Origin of the sequence: Caldalkalibacillus thermarum (genome assembly GCF_014644735.1) — a bacterium.
GTDB classification, from domain to species: Bacteria; Bacillota; Bacilli; order Caldalkalibacillales; family Caldalkalibacillaceae; genus Caldalkalibacillus; species Caldalkalibacillus thermarum.
Map to the genome: position 1 here is coordinate 20,057 of NZ_BMKZ01000016.1, position 15,891 is coordinate 35,947.

Below are 15,891 nucleotides of genomic sequence, written 5' to 3' on the forward strand. Positions count from 1 at the left end.
GGAAACCGATGCTGACAGAGGAGTGATGGGTCATGTCTGTGAATGAACTGCGGCAAGAATTAACGGCGTTAGCGCAGCGCCTGAGTAACATAAGGGGGTCTCTTTGACTTACCTAAAAAAGAGGCCCGCATTCAGGAACTTGAACAGGTGATGAGTGCGCCTGATTTCTGGAATGACCAAAACAAGGCCCAAGCCATCATCAGCGAAGCCAACGCCCTTAAACAGCAAGTGGAGCAGATGAACAAGCTCCACAGCCAGTTTGAGGAGATTGAAGTGATGCTGGAGTTGGCTGAAGAAGAAGATGACGAGTCCCTCGTCCAGGAAGCAGGGCAGGCTGTGCGCAAACTCAAGGACGAAGCCAGCCAATTTGAATTGGAACTCTTGCTGAACGAACCTTATGATAAAAACAACGCCATCCTGGAGCTTCATCCCGGCGCCGGCGGAACAGAGTCCCAGGATTGGGCATCCATGTTGCTCAGAATGTACACCCGTTGGGCAGAATCCAAAGGGTTTAAGGTCGAAACGCTGGATTATCTGCCCGGGGATGAAGCAGGGGTGAAAAGTGTCACCCTGCTGATCAAGGGGCATAATGCTTACGGCTATTTAAAGGCGGAAAAAGGCATCCACAGGCTGGTGCGCATCAGTCCCTTTGATGCCTCGGGCCGCCGCCATACTTCCTTTGTGTCCTGTAATGTGATGCCGGAAATGGATGACAACGTGGAAATCGAGATCCGCCAGGAAGACTTGAAAATTGATACCTACCGCTCCAGCGGGGCAGGAGGACAGCACGTCAACACCACCGATTCTGCCGTGCGCATCACCCATTTGCCCACGGGCATCGTGGTGACCTGCCAGTCGGAACGTTCCCAAATTAAAAACCGGGAAAAAGCCATGAAAATCTTGAAGGCCCGTCTGTACGAAAAACACATTGAAGAACAGCAAAAAAAGCTCGCTGAATTGAAAGGGGAACAGAAGGAGATCGGCTGGGGCAACCAGATTCGATCCTATGTCTTCCATCCCTACAGCATGGTCAAGGATCATCGCACCAATGTGGAGACGGGCAATGTGCAAGCGGTGATGGATGGCGAAATTGATCTGTTTATCGATGCTTACCTCAGATCCAAACTCTCTGATAAGGCACAGTAAAAGCAGCATGGCAGTACAAGCACCATAACGGTCTCTCGGGGAGAAACCTATTGGGTCACACCAATAGGTTTTTTCTCGGCAAAATGGAGGTGGAGCTCTTGGCGAGGCGCAAAAGGGAGAAGCCCCTGCCCCACTGGCTGCTGGTCATCAAAGACTATATGTATCTCTTTGCCGGGGCTACATTGGTGGCGTTAGCCTTTAATCTGTTTTTGTATCCCAACCGGATTGCCTCTGGCGGCGTGGTTGGGATCAGCACTATACTGGGTTATCTCACGGACATTGAACCAGGCTACATCCAGTGGGGAATTAACATCCCCCTCTTTGTGGCTGGTGTGGCCATCCTGGGCAAACAGTTCGGCTTAAAAACGTTAGTGGGCACCGTCTGCTTGCCCCTGGCTGTTGTCTTGACCTCTCAGCTCAGCCCCGTCACTGACAACCCCTTTTTAGCCGCGTTATTTGGAGGCGTCGGGGTGGGCGCCGGTCTGGGGCTGGTGTTCAGAGGCAGGGCCTCCACCGGAGGGGTGGATTTGGCCGCTCAAATTGTGCACAAGTTTACCGGACTCCGCTTAGGGCTGGGCATTTTGATCATTGATGGCCTGATTGTGATTTCATCGGCTGTTGTGTTTAACATTGAACTGGCCCTGTATGCCCTGATTGCCTTGTTCATTACCAGCAAGACCATTGATGTGGTCCAGATGGGCATGGGTTATGCCAAAGTGGCCTTTATTATCTCCAACCAGCAGGAGGAACTGCGCCGCGCGATTTTGCACGATTTGGACCGGGGCGTGACCCGTTTGACGGCCACCGGCGGTTACACTGACAGGCCACGGGAGATGCTGATGTGTGTGGTGAACCAAATGGAAGTGACCAAATTGAAAGAACTGGTGCGGCGCATCGATCCGTCTGCCTTTGTGGTGGTCACTGACGCCAATGAAGTATTGGGAGAAGGATTTAAGGTTGAATAATTTTACACACAGGCGAGCTGAGCGGCGAACAGGGTGGTGAAGTGAAGCTGCACAGTGCGGCTTGGCCCCTGGTGAGCCGCCTGTGCCCATTAACATTAAGGCCTTGCAGAAGTTTCACGCCTTTTGCAAGGCCTTTTTAGTGAACGGGCGGCTGCCGGCAGAAGGAAAGCGTGTCCTGTTAGCCCGATGTGGTCAAAAGAACCGGACCAAGAGACTTTTTGGAAATTGAGCACATCCGCAACCAGCCTGTGGGCATGTTGTCTTACGGTTTGCAGAAACGGGTGGAGCTGGGCCGGGCGCTGGCCGCGGAGCCGAAGCTGTTGCTTCTGGATGAACCGATGGCCGGCATGAACAATGAAGAGAAAGAAGATATGGCCCGCTTCATTTTGGACATTAACGAAGAGCGGGGCATCACCATCGTTCTGATTGAGCATGACATGGGCGTGGTCATGGAACTTTCCCACCGCATTGCCGTCCTGGATTTTGGCAAGCGGATCGGTTACGGCAAGCCGGAGGAGGTGCAGAATGATCCCCGGGTGATTGAAGCCTACCTTGGCCAGGAAGCCATTTAGGGCTGTTATGAGGGACCAGGACCCATGTCTGATGGATGGTCACAAACATGGTCGTGAACTTGATCATGAACAAAGGAGGCTTTGAGGGCATGACAGAAGTGACCTTGCCTAAGCTGCTTAAGCAGAAAGCAGAAACGATGGGTGAGGCCGTAGCGCTAAGGGAAAAAGAATTTGGGATTTGGCAGGAGTTCACCTGGAGGGAATATTACGACAATGTGAAAGCGTTCTCTTACGGTTTGTTAGAATTGGGGTTTCAGCGGGGAGACCGCCTGGCAATTATTGGGGATAACCGTCCCGAATGGCTGTTTGGGGCTTTGGCGGCCCAGAGCTTGGGCGGGATCTCGGTCGGGATTTATCAGGATTCGCTGCCCAAGGAGCTGGTCTATTTTCTGAATCACAGTGAAGTGAAGATTGTGATCGCCGAAGACCAGGAACAAGTGGATAAATTGCTGGAAACCAAAGAGGAGATCCCTCAGGTGGAATATATCATTTATTACGATCCCAAAGGTTTACGCATGTATCAGAATGAGCGCTTACTCAGTTTTAAGGACGTGCAGGACCTGGGGGAAAAATACAGGCAGCGGCCGGATGCCCTGGTTTTTGAAGCCGAAGTGGAGAAAGGCCGAGGCGATGATATTGCCATCTTCTGCTACACCTCCGGGACCACCGGCCACCCCAAAGCAGCGATGCTGTCCCATCATAATCTGATCAACATGGGTGTAAGCTTGATGAAGATGGACCCCATGGAGCCGGGGGACGAATTCCTCTCTTTCTTGCCTTTGGCCTGGATCGGGGAGCAGATGATGAGTCTTTCCTCAGCACTGCATATTGGTTTTACCGTCAATTTTCCCGAGGAGACCAATACCGTACAGGAAAATCTGCGGGAAATCGGCCCCCATACCATGTTTTCCCCGCCGCGCATCTGGGAGGACATGGTGTCCAAAGTGCAGGTGCGGATTCAGGATGCAGGGTGGCTGAAACGGAAATTGTATCAGCTGGCCATGAAAACGGGCTACAGGCGGGCCGATGCGTTGATCAACAAGAAACCCATTGGTTGGGACCTGAAACTGAGCTATCTGTTTTGGGACTGGCTGATTTTCAGCGCCATCCGCGACCATTTAGGCCTGTTGCGTTTAACTTACCTCCGACAGAAGTCTCCCACTTCTAAGCGAAGCGAAAGTGGGAGATGAATGTCGGTTTGATGTAGCCTCAATATGATGAGTGTGGTAAAATAAAATCAAACAAACGTTCGTATTGTGGGCAGGTGATGTGAATATGCCCAACAAAGCCTACAAATTCCGTTTGTATCCAACACAAGAACAAGAACAACTGCTCGCCAAAACGTTCGGTTGCGTCCGCTTCGTCTACAACAAAATGCTTGAAGATCGTCTACACATTTATGACACGTTCAAGGACGACAAAGAAGCCTTGAAAAAGCACAAGTTCCCCACTCCGGCCAAGTACAAACGGGATTTTCCATGGCTCAAAGAAGTCGATAGTCTTGCCTTAGCCAACGCTCAATTAAACCTACAAAAAGCATTCACCAACTTCTTCTCTGGCCGAGCGGGATTTCCCAAGTTCAAAAGCCGCAAGGCGAAACAGTCGTACACCACAAATGTGGTTAATGGCAACATGAAGCTTGCGGGCTCGATTTTTCCATGAATATGCTGTATGTCGATAGCGAGGGTAAGAGAGCCAATTATCCTCGATTTTACCGGCAAGCCTTGGAAAAACTGGCCCTAGCCCAACGGGTGCTGTCACGCCGCAGGAAAGGTTCCAACCGTTGGCACAAACAGCGGCGGAAAGTAGCCCAATTGCACGAAAAGATTGCCAACCAACGTCAGGATTTTCTGCATCAGGCTTCACGACAATTGGCCAACCGGTATGATGCCGTGGTGATTGAAGACCTCAACATGAAGGGGATGTCTCAAGCCCTCCATTTCGGTCAAAGCGTCCACGACAACGGCTGGGGCCTGTTCACTACTTTCCTTCAATACAAGTTAGCAGAACAGGGAAAGAAGCTGATCAAAATCGACAAATGGTTCCCCTCATCCAAAACGTGTTCATGTTGTGGTCGAGTGAAGGTGTCTCTATCGCTTTCCGAACGTCTATTTCGTTGTGCATGCGGTTTTGTGGCAGATAGAGACACCAGCGCCGCCATCAATATCAAAAAAGAAGGCCTGAAACAGTTAGGGACTGCCTAACTGGATCTCGAACCGTGGGGCACACGGGGATCGCTCGGTCAACTTCCCATCATGAGATGGGATTACCCGAGAAGCCCCCACCTCTAAGCGTTAGCGTAGGTGGTGGGAGTATGTCACAAAGGGCCTACACGGGAGGAGCGGCATTGGGGCCTGATGTGACCCGGTTTTTCCACGCTATTGGCGTGAATCTGAAACAGATCTACGGCCAGACAGAGGTGGCCGGCATCGCCATTGTCCATCAGGACGGGGATATTAAATATGAAACTGTCGGAGTGCCCATTCCTGGCACAGAGGTTAAGATTTCTGAAAAAGGCGAAATTTTAATTAAGAGTCCCAGTGTGTTCAAGGGGTACTACAAAAACGAACAGGCGACCCGGGAAACCATCACCGATGGCTGGCTGCACACCGGAGATGCGGGAGAGCTGGATGAAGACGGCCACTTGATCGTCATCGACCGCCTGAAAGATGTGATCCGTCTGGATAACGGCGACATGTACAGCCCGCAATTTATAGAGAACAAGCTGAAATTCAGCCCATATATTAAGGAAGCAATGGCGGTGGGTACCGGCCGGCCGTTTGTTGCTGCCATCCTCAACATTGATATGGAAAATGTGGGGCAGTGGGCGGAAAACCAGCAGATCGCCTACACCACCTACACCGACCTGTCCCAAAAGCCGGAGGTGCTGGAATTAATCCGCAAGGAAGTGGAGCGGATTAACAAGGATTTGCCTGAAACGGCCCGTGTGGAACGCTTTGTGCTCTTGTATAAGGAGCTGGATGCTGATGATGAGGAACTGACCCGGACCCGCAAGATCAGGCGCCAATTTGTGGCGCAGAAGTATGCGGATGTGATCGAAGGACTTTATTCCGGCCAAGGGACGATCGATGTCAAGGGCACCATCCGTTACCGGGATGGCAAAGAGGCAACGATTCAGACCCAGTTGACGGTTGTGGCAACAACCCAGAGAGACGAGGAGGTGGCTTGATGGACTTTTTCCTGCAAATACTGGTCAGCGGTTTTGTGGTGGGCGGCATTTACGCACTGGTAGCCCTTGGCTTTGTGCTGATTTATAAATCGTCGGACGCCATCAATTTTGCCCAAGGGGAGTTTTTGCTGGTGGGGGCTTATGTCAGCCTGACCTTGATTGCCACCTACCAAATTCCCCTGGTTCCGGCCTTGATTTTGACCTTAATCTTTAGTGCGGTGCTGGGCTTGATAATTGAACGCTTAGTCTTGCGTCCTGATCGGATCTATTTTCGGCGCGGTGTTTATCACGTTGCTGCCGGTGGTGCTCCGGGAGGGGATTGTCTTGATATCCCCTTGGGTGCCGGGCCTGGCTGACCATTTTGCCGGCATCCGCGAGCTGGTCTTCGGGCTGATTATTATCCTGTTTTTGATCTATGAACCTGAGGGTTTGAACAAGATTTGGCGTAACATCAAGGATTACTTTAAGCTGTGGCCCTTCTCTTATTCCAGAAAGTAGGGGGTCTTGTCCGGAACGGGTCAAGATCCAATGGGCTTAAATGCTGACAATTAAGTAGTCATATTTAACTTTAACCATATATAAGGGGGAAAAGTGTATGACCAAAAAAATGAAGAGATCGGTATTTAAGCAATTTAAGCAGTGGATGACCTTGGGCATGATCGTCTTGGCTGCGGTGCTGCTCTTGGCAGCCTGCGGTGGACAGGAGACCACAGGCAGCGATAGCGGTGGTTCTGACGGCGGCAGCGGAGAAGTGGTGCGCATCGGGGGCATCTTTGACATTACAGGGGCCACAGGCGATGTGGGTGAACCTTATGCCCAAGGCGCCAAAGCCTACTTTGAGTATGTGAACGAACAGGGAGGTCTGGATGGCAAAGAAGTGAAGCTGTATGATATCGACTATGCCTATGAAGTTCCGCAAGCCATTGGTGGCTGTCCTGATGTGGCGTGAGATTTTGGGGCAGGTCAGACATCATCAGGGCTGGCAAAACTACTACCGCAGCCAGGGGATTGATTTGGCCGGGATTGAAACGGAAAAGGCATTCAAACGCCTGCCCGTTCTGAAGAAAAGTGATTTGCCCCGCCTGCAAAAAGAACAGCCTCCTTTTGCCGGGCTGGCTGAAGAGAGGCGCGTCGCCCGCATCTTTGTCTCCCCCGGGCCAATTTATGATCCGCAGGGGCTGGCCGGAGATTACTGGCAATTTGCTCCCCTGTTCACAAAGATCGGTGTAGGTGAGGGGGATATTGTGCAAAATACGTTCAGCTACCATCTCTCGCCTGCCGGCTTTATGTTTGATTCGGCCGCCCGGGCTGTGGGAGCCAAAGTGGTGCCGGCCGGAACGGGAAATACCGCGCTGCAAGTGGAGATTATGCGCGACTTGCAAGTGACGGCCTACGCTGGCACCCCCGGCTTTCTGCTGCGCCTGTTGAAGGCGGCAGAAGAAAAAGGGCTCTGGCCCGGCCGGGAGCTGGCCTTGAGCAAAGCGATTTTTACGGCAGAAAAAGTGACAGAAGAGATGGATCGCTTTTTCCAAGAACGAGGGATTAAATATATTGATGCTTATGGCACCGCTGATCTGGGGTGTGTGGCTTACCGTCTCCCAGGGGAGGAGGGCTTTACCCTCTTGGATGATGTGTACGCCCAGATCTGTGATCCTGACAGCGGGGAGGAGGTTAGAGGAGACATGGCTGGTGAGCTCGTCATCAGCCGTGCTTCAGATGTGTATCCCTTGGTTCGGTTCGGGACGGGGGACGTCTCGCGCTGGGTGGAAGAGGGCAGAAGCATTGCCGGCGTTTTGAGCCGGGTTGGTGACAGTTACAAGGTGAAAGGCATGTTTGTCTATGCCCATCAGTTGAAAGAGGCGGTGGAGCAGCTGCCGGTAGAGTATTATCAGGCGGTGATTACCCATGAGCATGGCCAGGATCAGCTGACGATCAAAGTGGAATTAGCCGCAGGGGCTGATGGGTCCCCTCAACAGCTGGAAGAATGGGCTAAAGCCATTCAGGAGATGATCCGGGTTAAACCCCAGCTTGCCGTTGTGGAGAAAGGCTCTATCTCCAGGGAAGAAAAGCAGCTGGTAGATGCCAGAGCACAGGAATCGAAGGCCAGATCGTAAGCATCAGAAATACCGATTCAGATTCCTAAAAGCACAAAATGCCCCTCTGCCGTGATGAAGACGACAGAGGGGGTTACATTTTGAGGAGGGGGTCATTTCAACATCGAAAGATCATGCCCGGTTCTTCCAGCCATTCTTCAATGGAGGAACGGTCAGAGCAAAACGACTTGACACAGATGCCCTGTCTGTAGACATTAATACAGGAAATGTAATCAGAAAAGGGATAAACTTCCGCTACAAGTCCTTCGGGAAGGGAAATCCTCCTTGCTGAGCCATTGTCAGAGTAGGTCAAGGGTTACACCTCCTTTGTAAACGATATGTGCCCGGGATGATCAATGTGCGAAGGCATAAGCTGGATTTAGTTTTTCCATTTTAATACAGTTTATGTTCCCATAATGATCTTTAAGACCATAGGTTGAACTATCAGAATTTCATTATAATTGTGTAATCAATATCATAACGGATCAGCAGGAGAAATGCAACCCTTGTGGCAATTATAATTGGCTCGGCCTGTGCCAACGATGACCTTATAATGATCGGATATGCTATGATGTAGATATAAAAAACGTTGGAGCGGGAGGGCAAAAGAGTAATGAATGGAGGGAATGTAGCTTCCAGGGATGACATTCTTGAGCAAGTTTATCTGATAGCCAAGCAGCATTTGAACGGTCTGAATGTTTCGCTTTATTTATTTGGTTCTTGGGCCAGAGGTGAAGAACGGGCAAGTTCAGATATTGACATTGCAGTGAGTTATCGTGATCCGTTGCCAGCGGGTACTTTGGCACAACTCAGGCTGGCTTTTGAAGAGTCGAGTATTCCTTATACAGTAGATTTAGTTGACTTAACTCAGACAGAATCTGAATTTAGGGAAAAAGTAATGAAAGAAGGGATAAAATGGAGCGTTTGAGGCAGCGTTTGGATACAGCTTTTAAAGCTTTACAGACATTAGAAGAAGTGATTGGGATCCAAAATCCTTCATCCATAGAACGGGATGCTACCATCCAACGTTTTGAGTACACGTTTGAAGTAGTCTGGAAAGCAGCCAAAGAATTTTTGAGGGATAAAGAGGGTATAGATGCGGCTTCTCCAAAAGGGGTCATTCGCAAATGCCGGGAAGTGGGGTTATTAGATGAAGCGGAGACAATTCAAGCTTTAGAGATGGCCGATGACCGTAATTTAACTTCACACACCTATAATGACCGGTTGGCACAGGAGATTTATCTTCGTATTAGACGTCATTATCCCTTAATGAAAAAATGGTTAGAACAAATGATGGAAAAGGCCTAAGGAAATAAAGACAAAATGAGGCCGTTCCAGGTGCATGGGCACGTGGAACGGCCTGTTGGGCTTCTGTGCCATGTTCCTAGGAATCCAGTGTTAATACCACGCGGCCGTTGATTTGACCATTCTGCATCCGGTCAAACACTTCATTGATTTTTTCTAAAGGCTGGGTTTCGATGATTGCTTTCACTTTTCCTTGAGCCGCAAACTCAAGGGCCTCCTTCAAGTCTTTACGGGTACCGACAATCGATCCTCTGACGGTAACACCATTTAAAACGGTATCAAAAATGGGGATGGGCAATTCAGCGTTAGGCAGGCCGACCACGACGAGCGTGCCACCCCGTTTGACGGAGCGGTAGGCTTGTTCAAAGGCTTTTCCGGTCACCGCCACACTGACCGCTGCCTGAACTCCTCCGACCTTGTTGTGGATTTCCTGTGCCGGATCAGCCTGTTTGCCGTTAATGGCCAGATCGGCTCCCAGCTTTTTGGCCAGCTCCAGCTTCTCGTCCTGGATATCGACCGCGACTACATTGAATCCCATCGCCTTGGCGTACTGCAGGGCAATGTGGCCCAAGCCACCAATGCCGTAGACGGCCACCCAATCTCCAGGCTTGGCTTCAGACACTTTCAGTGCTTTATAGGATGTCACTCCGGCACAAAAGATCGGTGCAGCTTCTTCGAAGCTCAGTTCGTCTGGAATTTTGGCGACATAGGCGGCAGGCGCCTTGCAGTACTCTGCGTAGCCCCCATCGACGGAATAACCGGCGTTGAGTTGATGGGGGCACAAGGTTTCCCTTCCCGTTAAACAGTAATCGCACTCTCCGCAAGCCGAATACAGCCAGGGAATGCCAACACGGTCACCTGCTTTGATGGAAGTGACCCCTTCTCCCACGGCTTCAACAACACCCACACCTTCATGGCCGGGAATCAAGGGCAGTTTGGGCTTGATTGGCCAATCGCCATGAGCAGCGTGAAGGTCGGTATGACATACGCCGCAGGCTTTGATTTTGACCAGAATTTCCCCGTAACCGATTTCAGGAACTGGTACATCCTTAATTTCTAATTTTTGATGAAACTGATGCACAACGGCTGCTTTCATCTTTATCCCCCCAGTGGTTATCGTTTTCACTATCATCTTTTGCAATTTAGATGCCAATTTTAAATAGGATGTAAATTGCGTATTTTTTAGGCTATAAAAAGGTGATTGTTGACATTTTTTCGGCAGGAAAGGACAAAATTTCGGCTAAAGGCCAAATTTTCGTCCTTTTTTCGATATATTTGAATTTATGTATAATAGTTTTTAAGAAGGGGAGTGAGAGGGTGCGCATGTTCAAGTTCATGACACCGGAAATCATTTTCGGTGCAGGTTCGATTAATCAAACTGGAGATAGTTTACGCCGCCTGGGAGCAGAAAAAGTATTTGTCGTCAGTGATCCGGGTGTGGTTCAAGCTGGTTGGGTAGAACGGGTCATAGGGTACTTGGAAGCGTGCGATCTGCAATATCATTTGTGGACGGATGTGACGCCCAATCCGAAAGATTATGAGATTGACAGAGGAGTTAAAGAATATGTGAACAGTGAATGCAATGCGGTGCTTGGCATTGGCGGAGGCAGTCCCATTGATGCGGCTAAAGCGATTGCTATGTTAGCAACCAATCCGGGGAATATCCGCCAATATGAGGGAGTGGATAAAATTTCCCATCCATTGCCTCCGATGGTGATGGTGCCGACGACCGCAGGAGCAGGCTCCGAGGTCTCACAGTTTTCAATTGTTACCGATACACAGCGCTGTCTGAAGATGACGATTATCTCCAAATCGCTTATTCCCGATATTGCCATCATTGATCCAGATACCTTGGTGACTAAAGATGCCCGGTTGACAGCCAACACCGGGATGGACGCGTTAACCCATGCCATTGAATCCTATATTTCTTTAGCAGCCACCCCCTTGACCGAAAGGTTGTCCCTGCATGCCATCCAGCTGGTTGCCACCTATTTAAGGCCGTCCACGGCCAGCTCTCACAACCGTGAGGCAAAGGAAGCGATGGCCATGGCCAGTTTGCAGGCGGGGATTGCCTTTTCCAACGCGGTGTTAGGTGCGGTGCATGCCATGTCCCATCAACTGGGCGGCTTGCTGGATACGCCGCATGGAGAAGCTAATGCGATTCTGCTTCCCTATGTGATGGAATACAACTATATTGCGGCACCAGAAAAATATGCTCATATCGCAGAAGCGTTTGGGGAGCGTGTAGCTGATCTGAGTCCATGTGAGGCGGCCAAGCGGGCGATCAAGGCAGTGAAGGAGCTGGCCAGAGATCTGGATATTCCCGAATCGCTGGCCAAATTAGGATTAAAGGAAGAGCATATCAGAAAGCTGAGTCAAAATGCGGTGCAAGATGCCTGTATGATTACCAATCCCCGCGACATGAGCGTGGATGACGTAGAAAAAATCTTCCGCCAAGCCCTGTAGGAGGGACACGCCATGAATGGAAAACAGGAATTAATCGACCGGTTGACGGGCATCCGTTCATCAAGGAAAAGTTATTACAACGAGCTCAATAAGGCTGTCGTCGAACTGCAGCGCAAGAATAAGCAGCTAAAAGTGATCAATCAGCTGACACGTATTCACGTTCATATGTCCTGGGAGGAGATCAGTCTCTATATCGCTTCCCGGTTAAGCCAAGTGATCACCTTTGACTACTTTGCCCTGAGTTTGCTGGAAGGGGCGGATTTGTCTTGCTATATTACGGATACCGCTGCCCAAGCGTTACAGGTGCGGACCTACAAGTTGAACGAACCGGAAAAGGATGTCCTGTCTGCGGTCAACCGGGTATTGGCAGAGGAGCATACGTGCTGCGGAACCACTGTACTTTTGCCTATTCAGGCTGGAAAAGTGCAGGGCTTTCTGACACTCTTGCATCAAGAGCAAGAGGCCTTTGGGCCCGATGATGAGCAGTTCTTTCGACATATAGCCGAACATGTCAGTGTATCGGTGGAAAACATTTTGCTGTTTAAAGATGTCAGTGAAAAGGTCAAAATAGAAGCCCAGTTGATTCAATCGGCTAAACTGGCGGCGATCGGGGAGATGGCAGCAGGTGTCGCCCATGAGTTAAACAGTCCGCTCACAGCTATCCTGGGCAACGTGCAGCTCCTTATGCGGCAAGTTAAAGAGGAACGCCAGGCGAAAATGCTCAAAGATATTTATCAATGTGGCTTAAGAAGCAAGAAGATTATTCAGAACCTGCTGGTCTTCTCCCGGCAGGAGGAATTCCAATTTGAAGATTTGTCACTCCACCCATTGATAGAAGATGTGCTCAGTTTGATCGGTTATCAGTTAAAAGTGTCGGGCATTAGAGTGGTGCAGAAATTGGCAGACACGCTTCCCCTTGTTCACGGCAACCGTTATCAGATTGAACAGGTGCTGATTAACCTCTTATTAAACGCGAGGGATGCCCTGCAAGACCAGGATGATGCGCAAATAGTAATCCAGACGGGCACGTTGACGGAGGAAGGAAAAGATTTTGTCTATGTTTCGGTGCTGGACAATGGGACGGGCATTGAGGAGAAACACCTTTCCCAAATCTTTAATCCTTTTTTCACAACCAAGGAACATCAGAAAGGGACGGGTTTAGGTTTGTCAGTCAGTCTGGGCATTGCCGAAGCCCATCAGGGAAAATTGCGCGTGGACAGCAAAAAAGGGAAGTATGCCAAATTTACCCTGCTGCTGCCCGCCAAGGAGGGAGAGGGAAAAGATGCGTAAAAAGCAGGTTTTGGTCGTTGATGACGAAACAGAGGTCACTTCTTTTTTTCGCTATTTTTTAGAAGAGAAAAATGTGCATATCTTGGAGGCCAACAGTGGCAGGGACGTTGAGCGGCTGTTACAAGAGCTGAAGACCCCCATCCATCTCGCCCTTGTGGATATGAAACTTCCGGATGCGAATGGGTTGGACTTGCTGCGGAGTATCAAGCAAAGCTGTCCATCCTGTGAGGTTGTGATCATGACCGGATACAGTACGGTTAAGTCGGCTGTGCAGGCTATTCAGGCAGGGGCCAGGGATTATGTGGAGAAACCTTTCGATGACCTGGATGATCTGGAAAAGATGATCGACTCCATTCTGGAGCAAACCTCCGTGCAGGACAGCGAATTGGCCTTGGCGGCCGACCAATGTGGGATTGTTTGCTCTCCTTCCGGTGCGATGGCCAAGGTGCTTTCCATTGCTGGCAAACTGGCCAAGAAAGCGATCAATATTCTGATTGAAGGTGAGACGGGAACAGGCAAGGAACTGCTGGCCCGTTACATCCACCAATTAAGCCAGCGTGCCCAGCATCCTTTTGTGGCCATTAACTGTGGTGCGGTTCCGCAGGCCTTGCTGGAAAGCGAATTGTTTGGGCATGAAAAAGGGGCTTTTACCGGAGCAGCTCGGACCAGGAAGGGCTATTTTGAGTTGGCGAACAATGGAACGCTGTTCCTTGATGAAATCGGGGAAGCTTCGGCCGACATTCAGGTGAAACTTTTGCGTGTATTGGAAACAGGGGAATATATGCGGGTGGGTGGTGAGGTGATTCACCGGACCAATATCCGGATCATTTCAGCCACTAACCGGAATTTAAAGCAGGAAATTGAACAGAAACGGTTCCGTGCCGATCTCCTGTATCGCTTGGAAGGGGTCAAACTTGTGCTGCCACCCCTGCGGCAAAGGACGGAAGACATTCCTTTGATCGCCAGGCATCACCTGCAGAAAAAGTTTGGAGAAGAATACGACATCGCCCCCGAAGCCGTCGAAAGGCTGCAAAACTACCACTGGCCGGGCAATATCCGGGAGCTGATCAATGTTTTAAATCAAATCATCGCCATCCATGAGTGCAGGCTGATCCGGGAGGAACATCTGCCAAGGTATATTCTGGACTCCTCACCGACTCGTTCTATTGGCAATCAGGCGGACGACTTCATCCGCAGGGAAACAGAGGCTTTTATCAAGCGGATTGTTGATTCGGTCGGCTCCATTGAAGAAATTAACTTTGAGTATATAATGCAACAGATGAAGGAAATTGAGGTGCAAGTGGGTAGACAAATCATTAAAAAGGGACTCGCAGAGTTAAACGGTAACCGCAAATTATTGAGCAAGAAGCTGGATCTAACGCCCAGAAGGTTACGATATATTTTAAATGAGAAATCATGATTTGATGGCTGAAAAAAGGGACCGTTCCAGGTGCATGGGCACGCGGAACAGCCCCTTTGTAAGTACGGGGAAATGGAGGCGTATGTAAGAAATTACCTTGCAACGATCGATAGAACCTGGAAAAAATGTAAACAAGCGAATATCTCTGCAGATATCTCGGGTTATGATGGCATACGAAACTGACAGAGCGAAAACACTTAAAGAGGAGAAAAGTGATGCCAAACAAATATTTAATACCACATTCCAGAGTGCAACATTGGAGGAGATTAAGCAGCGTCTTACTGTTACTAGTGCTGTTAGTGGTAAGTCTGTCAGCGCCTGCTTTGGCAGAGGAATCCAGGTTGCCGGAAGCACCGATTTATGTGGATGGTCAACCCATTAAGACGAAATATATCATGAGAGACGGACATTTAATGGTGCCTGCCCTGTTTCTTAAAGCTACCGGAACAAGAGTCGATTGGAACAGCCAGTATCGTTCGGTTGTTTTTCGCTCAGGAAAGACCTTGTTTGCTCTGCCTGTCGGAAAAAAATATACGGATGACTATGTCCCTGAAACGGGTAAATGGAAACGGGACACGCTTTCGACGGCATCAATGGAGACGAAGGATGGCATATTCGTTCCGCTCTTGGATGTCGTGAAAAAGTTAGGAATGGAAGTCACCTACAATCCTCAATTGAAACGGACATATATTCGTACGGGAACAACACGCCCCCCAGCCCTTATTTACAGCGGCGATACCAAAGAAAAGTTAGTTGCCCTCACCTTCGATGATGGCCCCGATGGCCATTACACGCCACAAATTTTAGATATCCTCAAGGAAAAAGGAGTTCCAGCCACTTTCTTTGTCATGGGGCGGCAAGTGGAATATTTCCCGGAGGTGATGAAGCGCATTGTAAATGAAGGTCACGCCTTAGGAAATCACACGATGACGCATCCAGATTTAAGGGGTGTGATGACATCTGATGTCATTGGAGAAGTCAGGGCGACTCAGCAGGTGATGGAAAAAACAGTTGGACGTAAGCCTGACTTATTCCGTCCTCCTTACGGGGCTTTGACCAGGTCGGACAGGTTGATTCTGCATGATATGGGATTCAGGGTGGTCATGTGGTCTGTGGACACGCTCGATTGGCGTGGAATGTCAGCTGAAGAGATTTTGTCTGTCGTTCACAGGGATATTTCTCCAGGCGGCATTATTTTGCAACATAACCTGCTGACCACACCTGGCTTATTGGATGGTACAGTAGAGGTATTACCTCAAATTATTGATCAATTGCACGCAAAGGGATATAAATTTGTTACCGTTCAAACGCTATTAGACCATAGTCGTTGAAATCAGGACATTTTAGAGACGGGGCTGTTCCAGGTGCATGGGCACGTGGAACAGCCCCTTTGTTTAAGCTTATTGTTTATCCATCCTCTTAGTTTATCCATTCTCTTACTTGT

At 49.7% G+C, this 15,891-nt stretch carries 16 protein-coding genes and 2 pseudogenes; 16 read left to right on the forward strand and 2 right to left on the reverse strand.

From position 1 onward, the window contains the following. The first annotated feature begins 32 nt into the window (after nucleotides 1-32). From prfB to IEW48_RS08135, 10 genes and pseudogenes are all read left to right on the forward strand, one after another. A protein-coding gene (prfB, locus tag IEW48_RS08090; protein ID WP_188623362.1) for a peptide chain release factor 2 occupies nucleotides 33-1,146 on the forward strand; the annotation gives its coding sequence in 2 pieces (ribosomal slippage) (nucleotides 33-104 and nucleotides 106-1,146; 1,113 coding nt in all). Between the two features lie 158 nt (nucleotides 1,147-1,304). Next, entirely contained in the window at nucleotides 1,305-2,111 is an 807-nt protein-coding gene (locus tag IEW48_RS08095) for a YitT family protein (RefSeq protein ID WP_229703997.1), read from the forward strand. A gap of 212 nt (nucleotides 2,112-2,323) precedes the next feature. Beyond that, nucleotides 2,324-2,683 (forward strand): annotated as a pseudogene (locus tag IEW48_RS08100) (ABC transporter ATP-binding protein); the annotation flags it as partial. A gap of 89 nt (nucleotides 2,684-2,772) precedes the next feature. After that, a complete protein-coding gene (locus tag IEW48_RS08105; protein WP_188623363.1) occupies nucleotides 2,773-3,873 on the forward strand; it encodes an AMP-binding protein in 1,101 nt (366 codons plus the stop codon). 85 nt (nucleotides 3,874-3,958) lie between these two features. Next, nucleotides 3,959-4,887, forward strand: a pseudogene (locus IEW48_RS08110) (RNA-guided endonuclease InsQ/TnpB family protein). A gap of 110 nt (nucleotides 4,888-4,997) precedes the next feature. Beyond that, complete coding sequence (locus tag IEW48_RS08115) at nucleotides 4,998-5,873, forward strand: AMP-binding protein (RefSeq protein ID WP_229703992.1); 876 nt, start codon at nucleotides 4,998-5,000, stop codon at nucleotides 5,871-5,873. Continuing rightward, on the forward strand, nucleotides 5,873-6,229 hold the full coding sequence (locus IEW48_RS08120) for an ABC transporter permease subunit (RefSeq protein WP_188623364.1): 357 nt from the start codon (nucleotides 5,873-5,875) through the stop codon (nucleotides 6,227-6,229). Before IEW48_RS08115 ends, IEW48_RS08120 begins: the two co-directional genes overlap by 1 nt. Further along, nucleotides 6,198-6,371, forward strand: coding sequence for a hypothetical protein (locus IEW48_RS08125; RefSeq protein WP_188623365.1), 174 nt, complete (start codon nucleotides 6,198-6,200; stop codon nucleotides 6,369-6,371). The genes IEW48_RS08120 and IEW48_RS08125 overlap by 32 nt, the downstream gene beginning before the upstream one ends. Nucleotides 6,372-6,468: 97 nt before the next feature. Next, a complete protein-coding gene (locus IEW48_RS08130) occupies nucleotides 6,469-6,822 on the forward strand; it encodes an ABC transporter substrate-binding protein (protein ID WP_188623366.1) in 354 nt (117 codons plus the stop codon). Next, nucleotides 6,812-7,987, forward strand: coding sequence for a phenylacetate--CoA ligase family protein (locus IEW48_RS08135; protein WP_188623367.1), 1,176 nt, complete (start codon nucleotides 6,812-6,814; stop codon nucleotides 7,985-7,987). Before IEW48_RS08130 ends, IEW48_RS08135 begins: the two co-directional genes overlap by 11 nt. 97 nt (nucleotides 7,988-8,084) lie before the next feature. On the opposite strand, the gene IEW48_RS08140 is transcribed toward IEW48_RS08135, so the two are convergent. Then, nucleotides 8,085-8,279: a hypothetical protein gene (locus IEW48_RS08140; protein WP_188623368.1), complete on the reverse strand. Its 195-nt coding sequence runs from the start codon at nucleotides 8,277-8,279 to the stop codon at nucleotides 8,085-8,087. A gap of 300 nt (nucleotides 8,280-8,579) precedes the next feature. On the opposite strand from IEW48_RS08140, the gene IEW48_RS08145 reads away from it, so the two are divergent. Further along, the gene (locus IEW48_RS08145; RefSeq protein ID WP_188623369.1) at nucleotides 8,580-8,894 is read left to right on the forward strand and encodes a nucleotidyltransferase family protein; all 315 of its coding nucleotides are present in this window, start codon (nucleotides 8,580-8,582) and stop codon (nucleotides 8,892-8,894) included. After that, entirely contained in the window at nucleotides 8,882-9,274 is a 393-nt protein-coding gene (locus IEW48_RS08150) for an HI0074 family nucleotidyltransferase substrate-binding subunit (protein WP_188623370.1), read from the forward strand. The genes IEW48_RS08145 and IEW48_RS08150 overlap by 13 nt, the downstream gene beginning before the upstream one ends. A gap of 76 nt (nucleotides 9,275-9,350) precedes the next feature. Here the strand turns inward: IEW48_RS08150 and adhP are convergent, their stop codons facing one another. Continuing rightward, nucleotides 9,351-10,367, reverse strand: a complete 1,017-nt coding sequence (gene adhP, locus IEW48_RS08155) for an alcohol dehydrogenase AdhP (RefSeq protein ID WP_188623371.1) — start codon at nucleotides 10,365-10,367, stop codon at nucleotides 9,351-9,353. A 221-nt stretch (nucleotides 10,368-10,588) separates the two neighbouring features. Here adhP and IEW48_RS08160 point away from each other — a divergent pair, with 221 nt between their 5' ends. The 4 genes from IEW48_RS08160 (at nucleotide 10,589) to IEW48_RS08175 (ending at nucleotide 15,778) form a co-directional block, all read left to right on the forward strand. Further along, nucleotides 10,589-11,737, forward strand: coding sequence for an iron-containing alcohol dehydrogenase (locus IEW48_RS08160; protein ID WP_188623372.1), 1,149 nt, complete (start codon nucleotides 10,589-10,591; stop codon nucleotides 11,735-11,737). Nucleotides 11,738-11,749: 12 nt separating this feature from the next. Continuing rightward, nucleotides 11,750-13,027 carry a sensor histidine kinase gene (locus tag IEW48_RS08165; RefSeq protein WP_188623373.1) on the forward strand — a complete coding sequence of 426 codons (1,278 nt, stop codon included), beginning with the start codon at nucleotides 11,750-11,752 and terminating at the stop codon, nucleotides 13,025-13,027. Continuing rightward, the gene (locus tag IEW48_RS08170; RefSeq protein ID WP_188623374.1) at nucleotides 13,020-14,447 is read left to right on the forward strand and encodes a sigma-54-dependent transcriptional regulator; all 1,428 of its coding nucleotides are present in this window, start codon (nucleotides 13,020-13,022) and stop codon (nucleotides 14,445-14,447) included. The genes IEW48_RS08165 and IEW48_RS08170 overlap by 8 nt, the downstream gene beginning before the upstream one ends. A gap of 215 nt (nucleotides 14,448-14,662) precedes the next feature. Then, entirely contained in the window at nucleotides 14,663-15,778 is a 1,116-nt protein-coding gene (locus IEW48_RS08175) for a polysaccharide deacetylase family protein (protein WP_188623375.1), read from the forward strand. Nucleotides 15,779-15,891 lie beyond the last annotated feature (113 nt).

Bases quoted from the DNA above. Each gene is read 5' to 3' on its own strand.
- IEW48_RS08135 (WP_188623367.1), top strand. From the start codon at position 6,812: ATGTGGCGTGAGATTTTGGGGCAGGTCAGACATCATCAGGGCTGGCAA.
- IEW48_RS08095 (WP_229703997.1), top strand. From the start codon at position 1,305: ATGTATCTCTTTGCCGGGGCTACATTGGTGGCGTTAGCCTTTAATCTG.
- adhP (WP_188623371.1), bottom strand. From the start codon at position 10,367: ATGAAAGCAGCCGTTGTGCATCAGTTTCATCAAAAATTAGAAATTAAG.
- IEW48_RS08170 (WP_188623374.1), top strand. From the start codon at position 13,020: ATGCGTAAAAAGCAGGTTTTGGTCGTTGATGACGAAACAGAGGTCACT.
- IEW48_RS08120 (WP_188623364.1), top strand. From the start codon at position 5,873: ATGGACTTTTTCCTGCAAATACTGGTCAGCGGTTTTGTGGTGGGCGGC.
- IEW48_RS08145 (WP_188623369.1), top strand. From the start codon at position 8,580: ATGAATGGAGGGAATGTAGCTTCCAGGGATGACATTCTTGAGCAAGTT.
- IEW48_RS08130 (WP_188623366.1), top strand. From the start codon at position 6,469: ATGACCAAAAAAATGAAGAGATCGGTATTTAAGCAATTTAAGCAGTGG.
- IEW48_RS08105 (WP_188623363.1), top strand. From the start codon at position 2,773: ATGACAGAAGTGACCTTGCCTAAGCTGCTTAAGCAGAAAGCAGAAACG.
- IEW48_RS08115 (WP_229703992.1), top strand. From the start codon at position 4,998: ATGTCACAAAGGGCCTACACGGGAGGAGCGGCATTGGGGCCTGATGTG.
- IEW48_RS08165 (WP_188623373.1), top strand. From the start codon at position 11,750: ATGAATGGAAAACAGGAATTAATCGACCGGTTGACGGGCATCCGTTCA.
- IEW48_RS08150 (WP_188623370.1), top strand. From the start codon at position 8,882: ATGGAGCGTTTGAGGCAGCGTTTGGATACAGCTTTTAAAGCTTTACAG.
- IEW48_RS08175 (WP_188623375.1), top strand. From the start codon at position 14,663: ATGCCAAACAAATATTTAATACCACATTCCAGAGTGCAACATTGGAGG.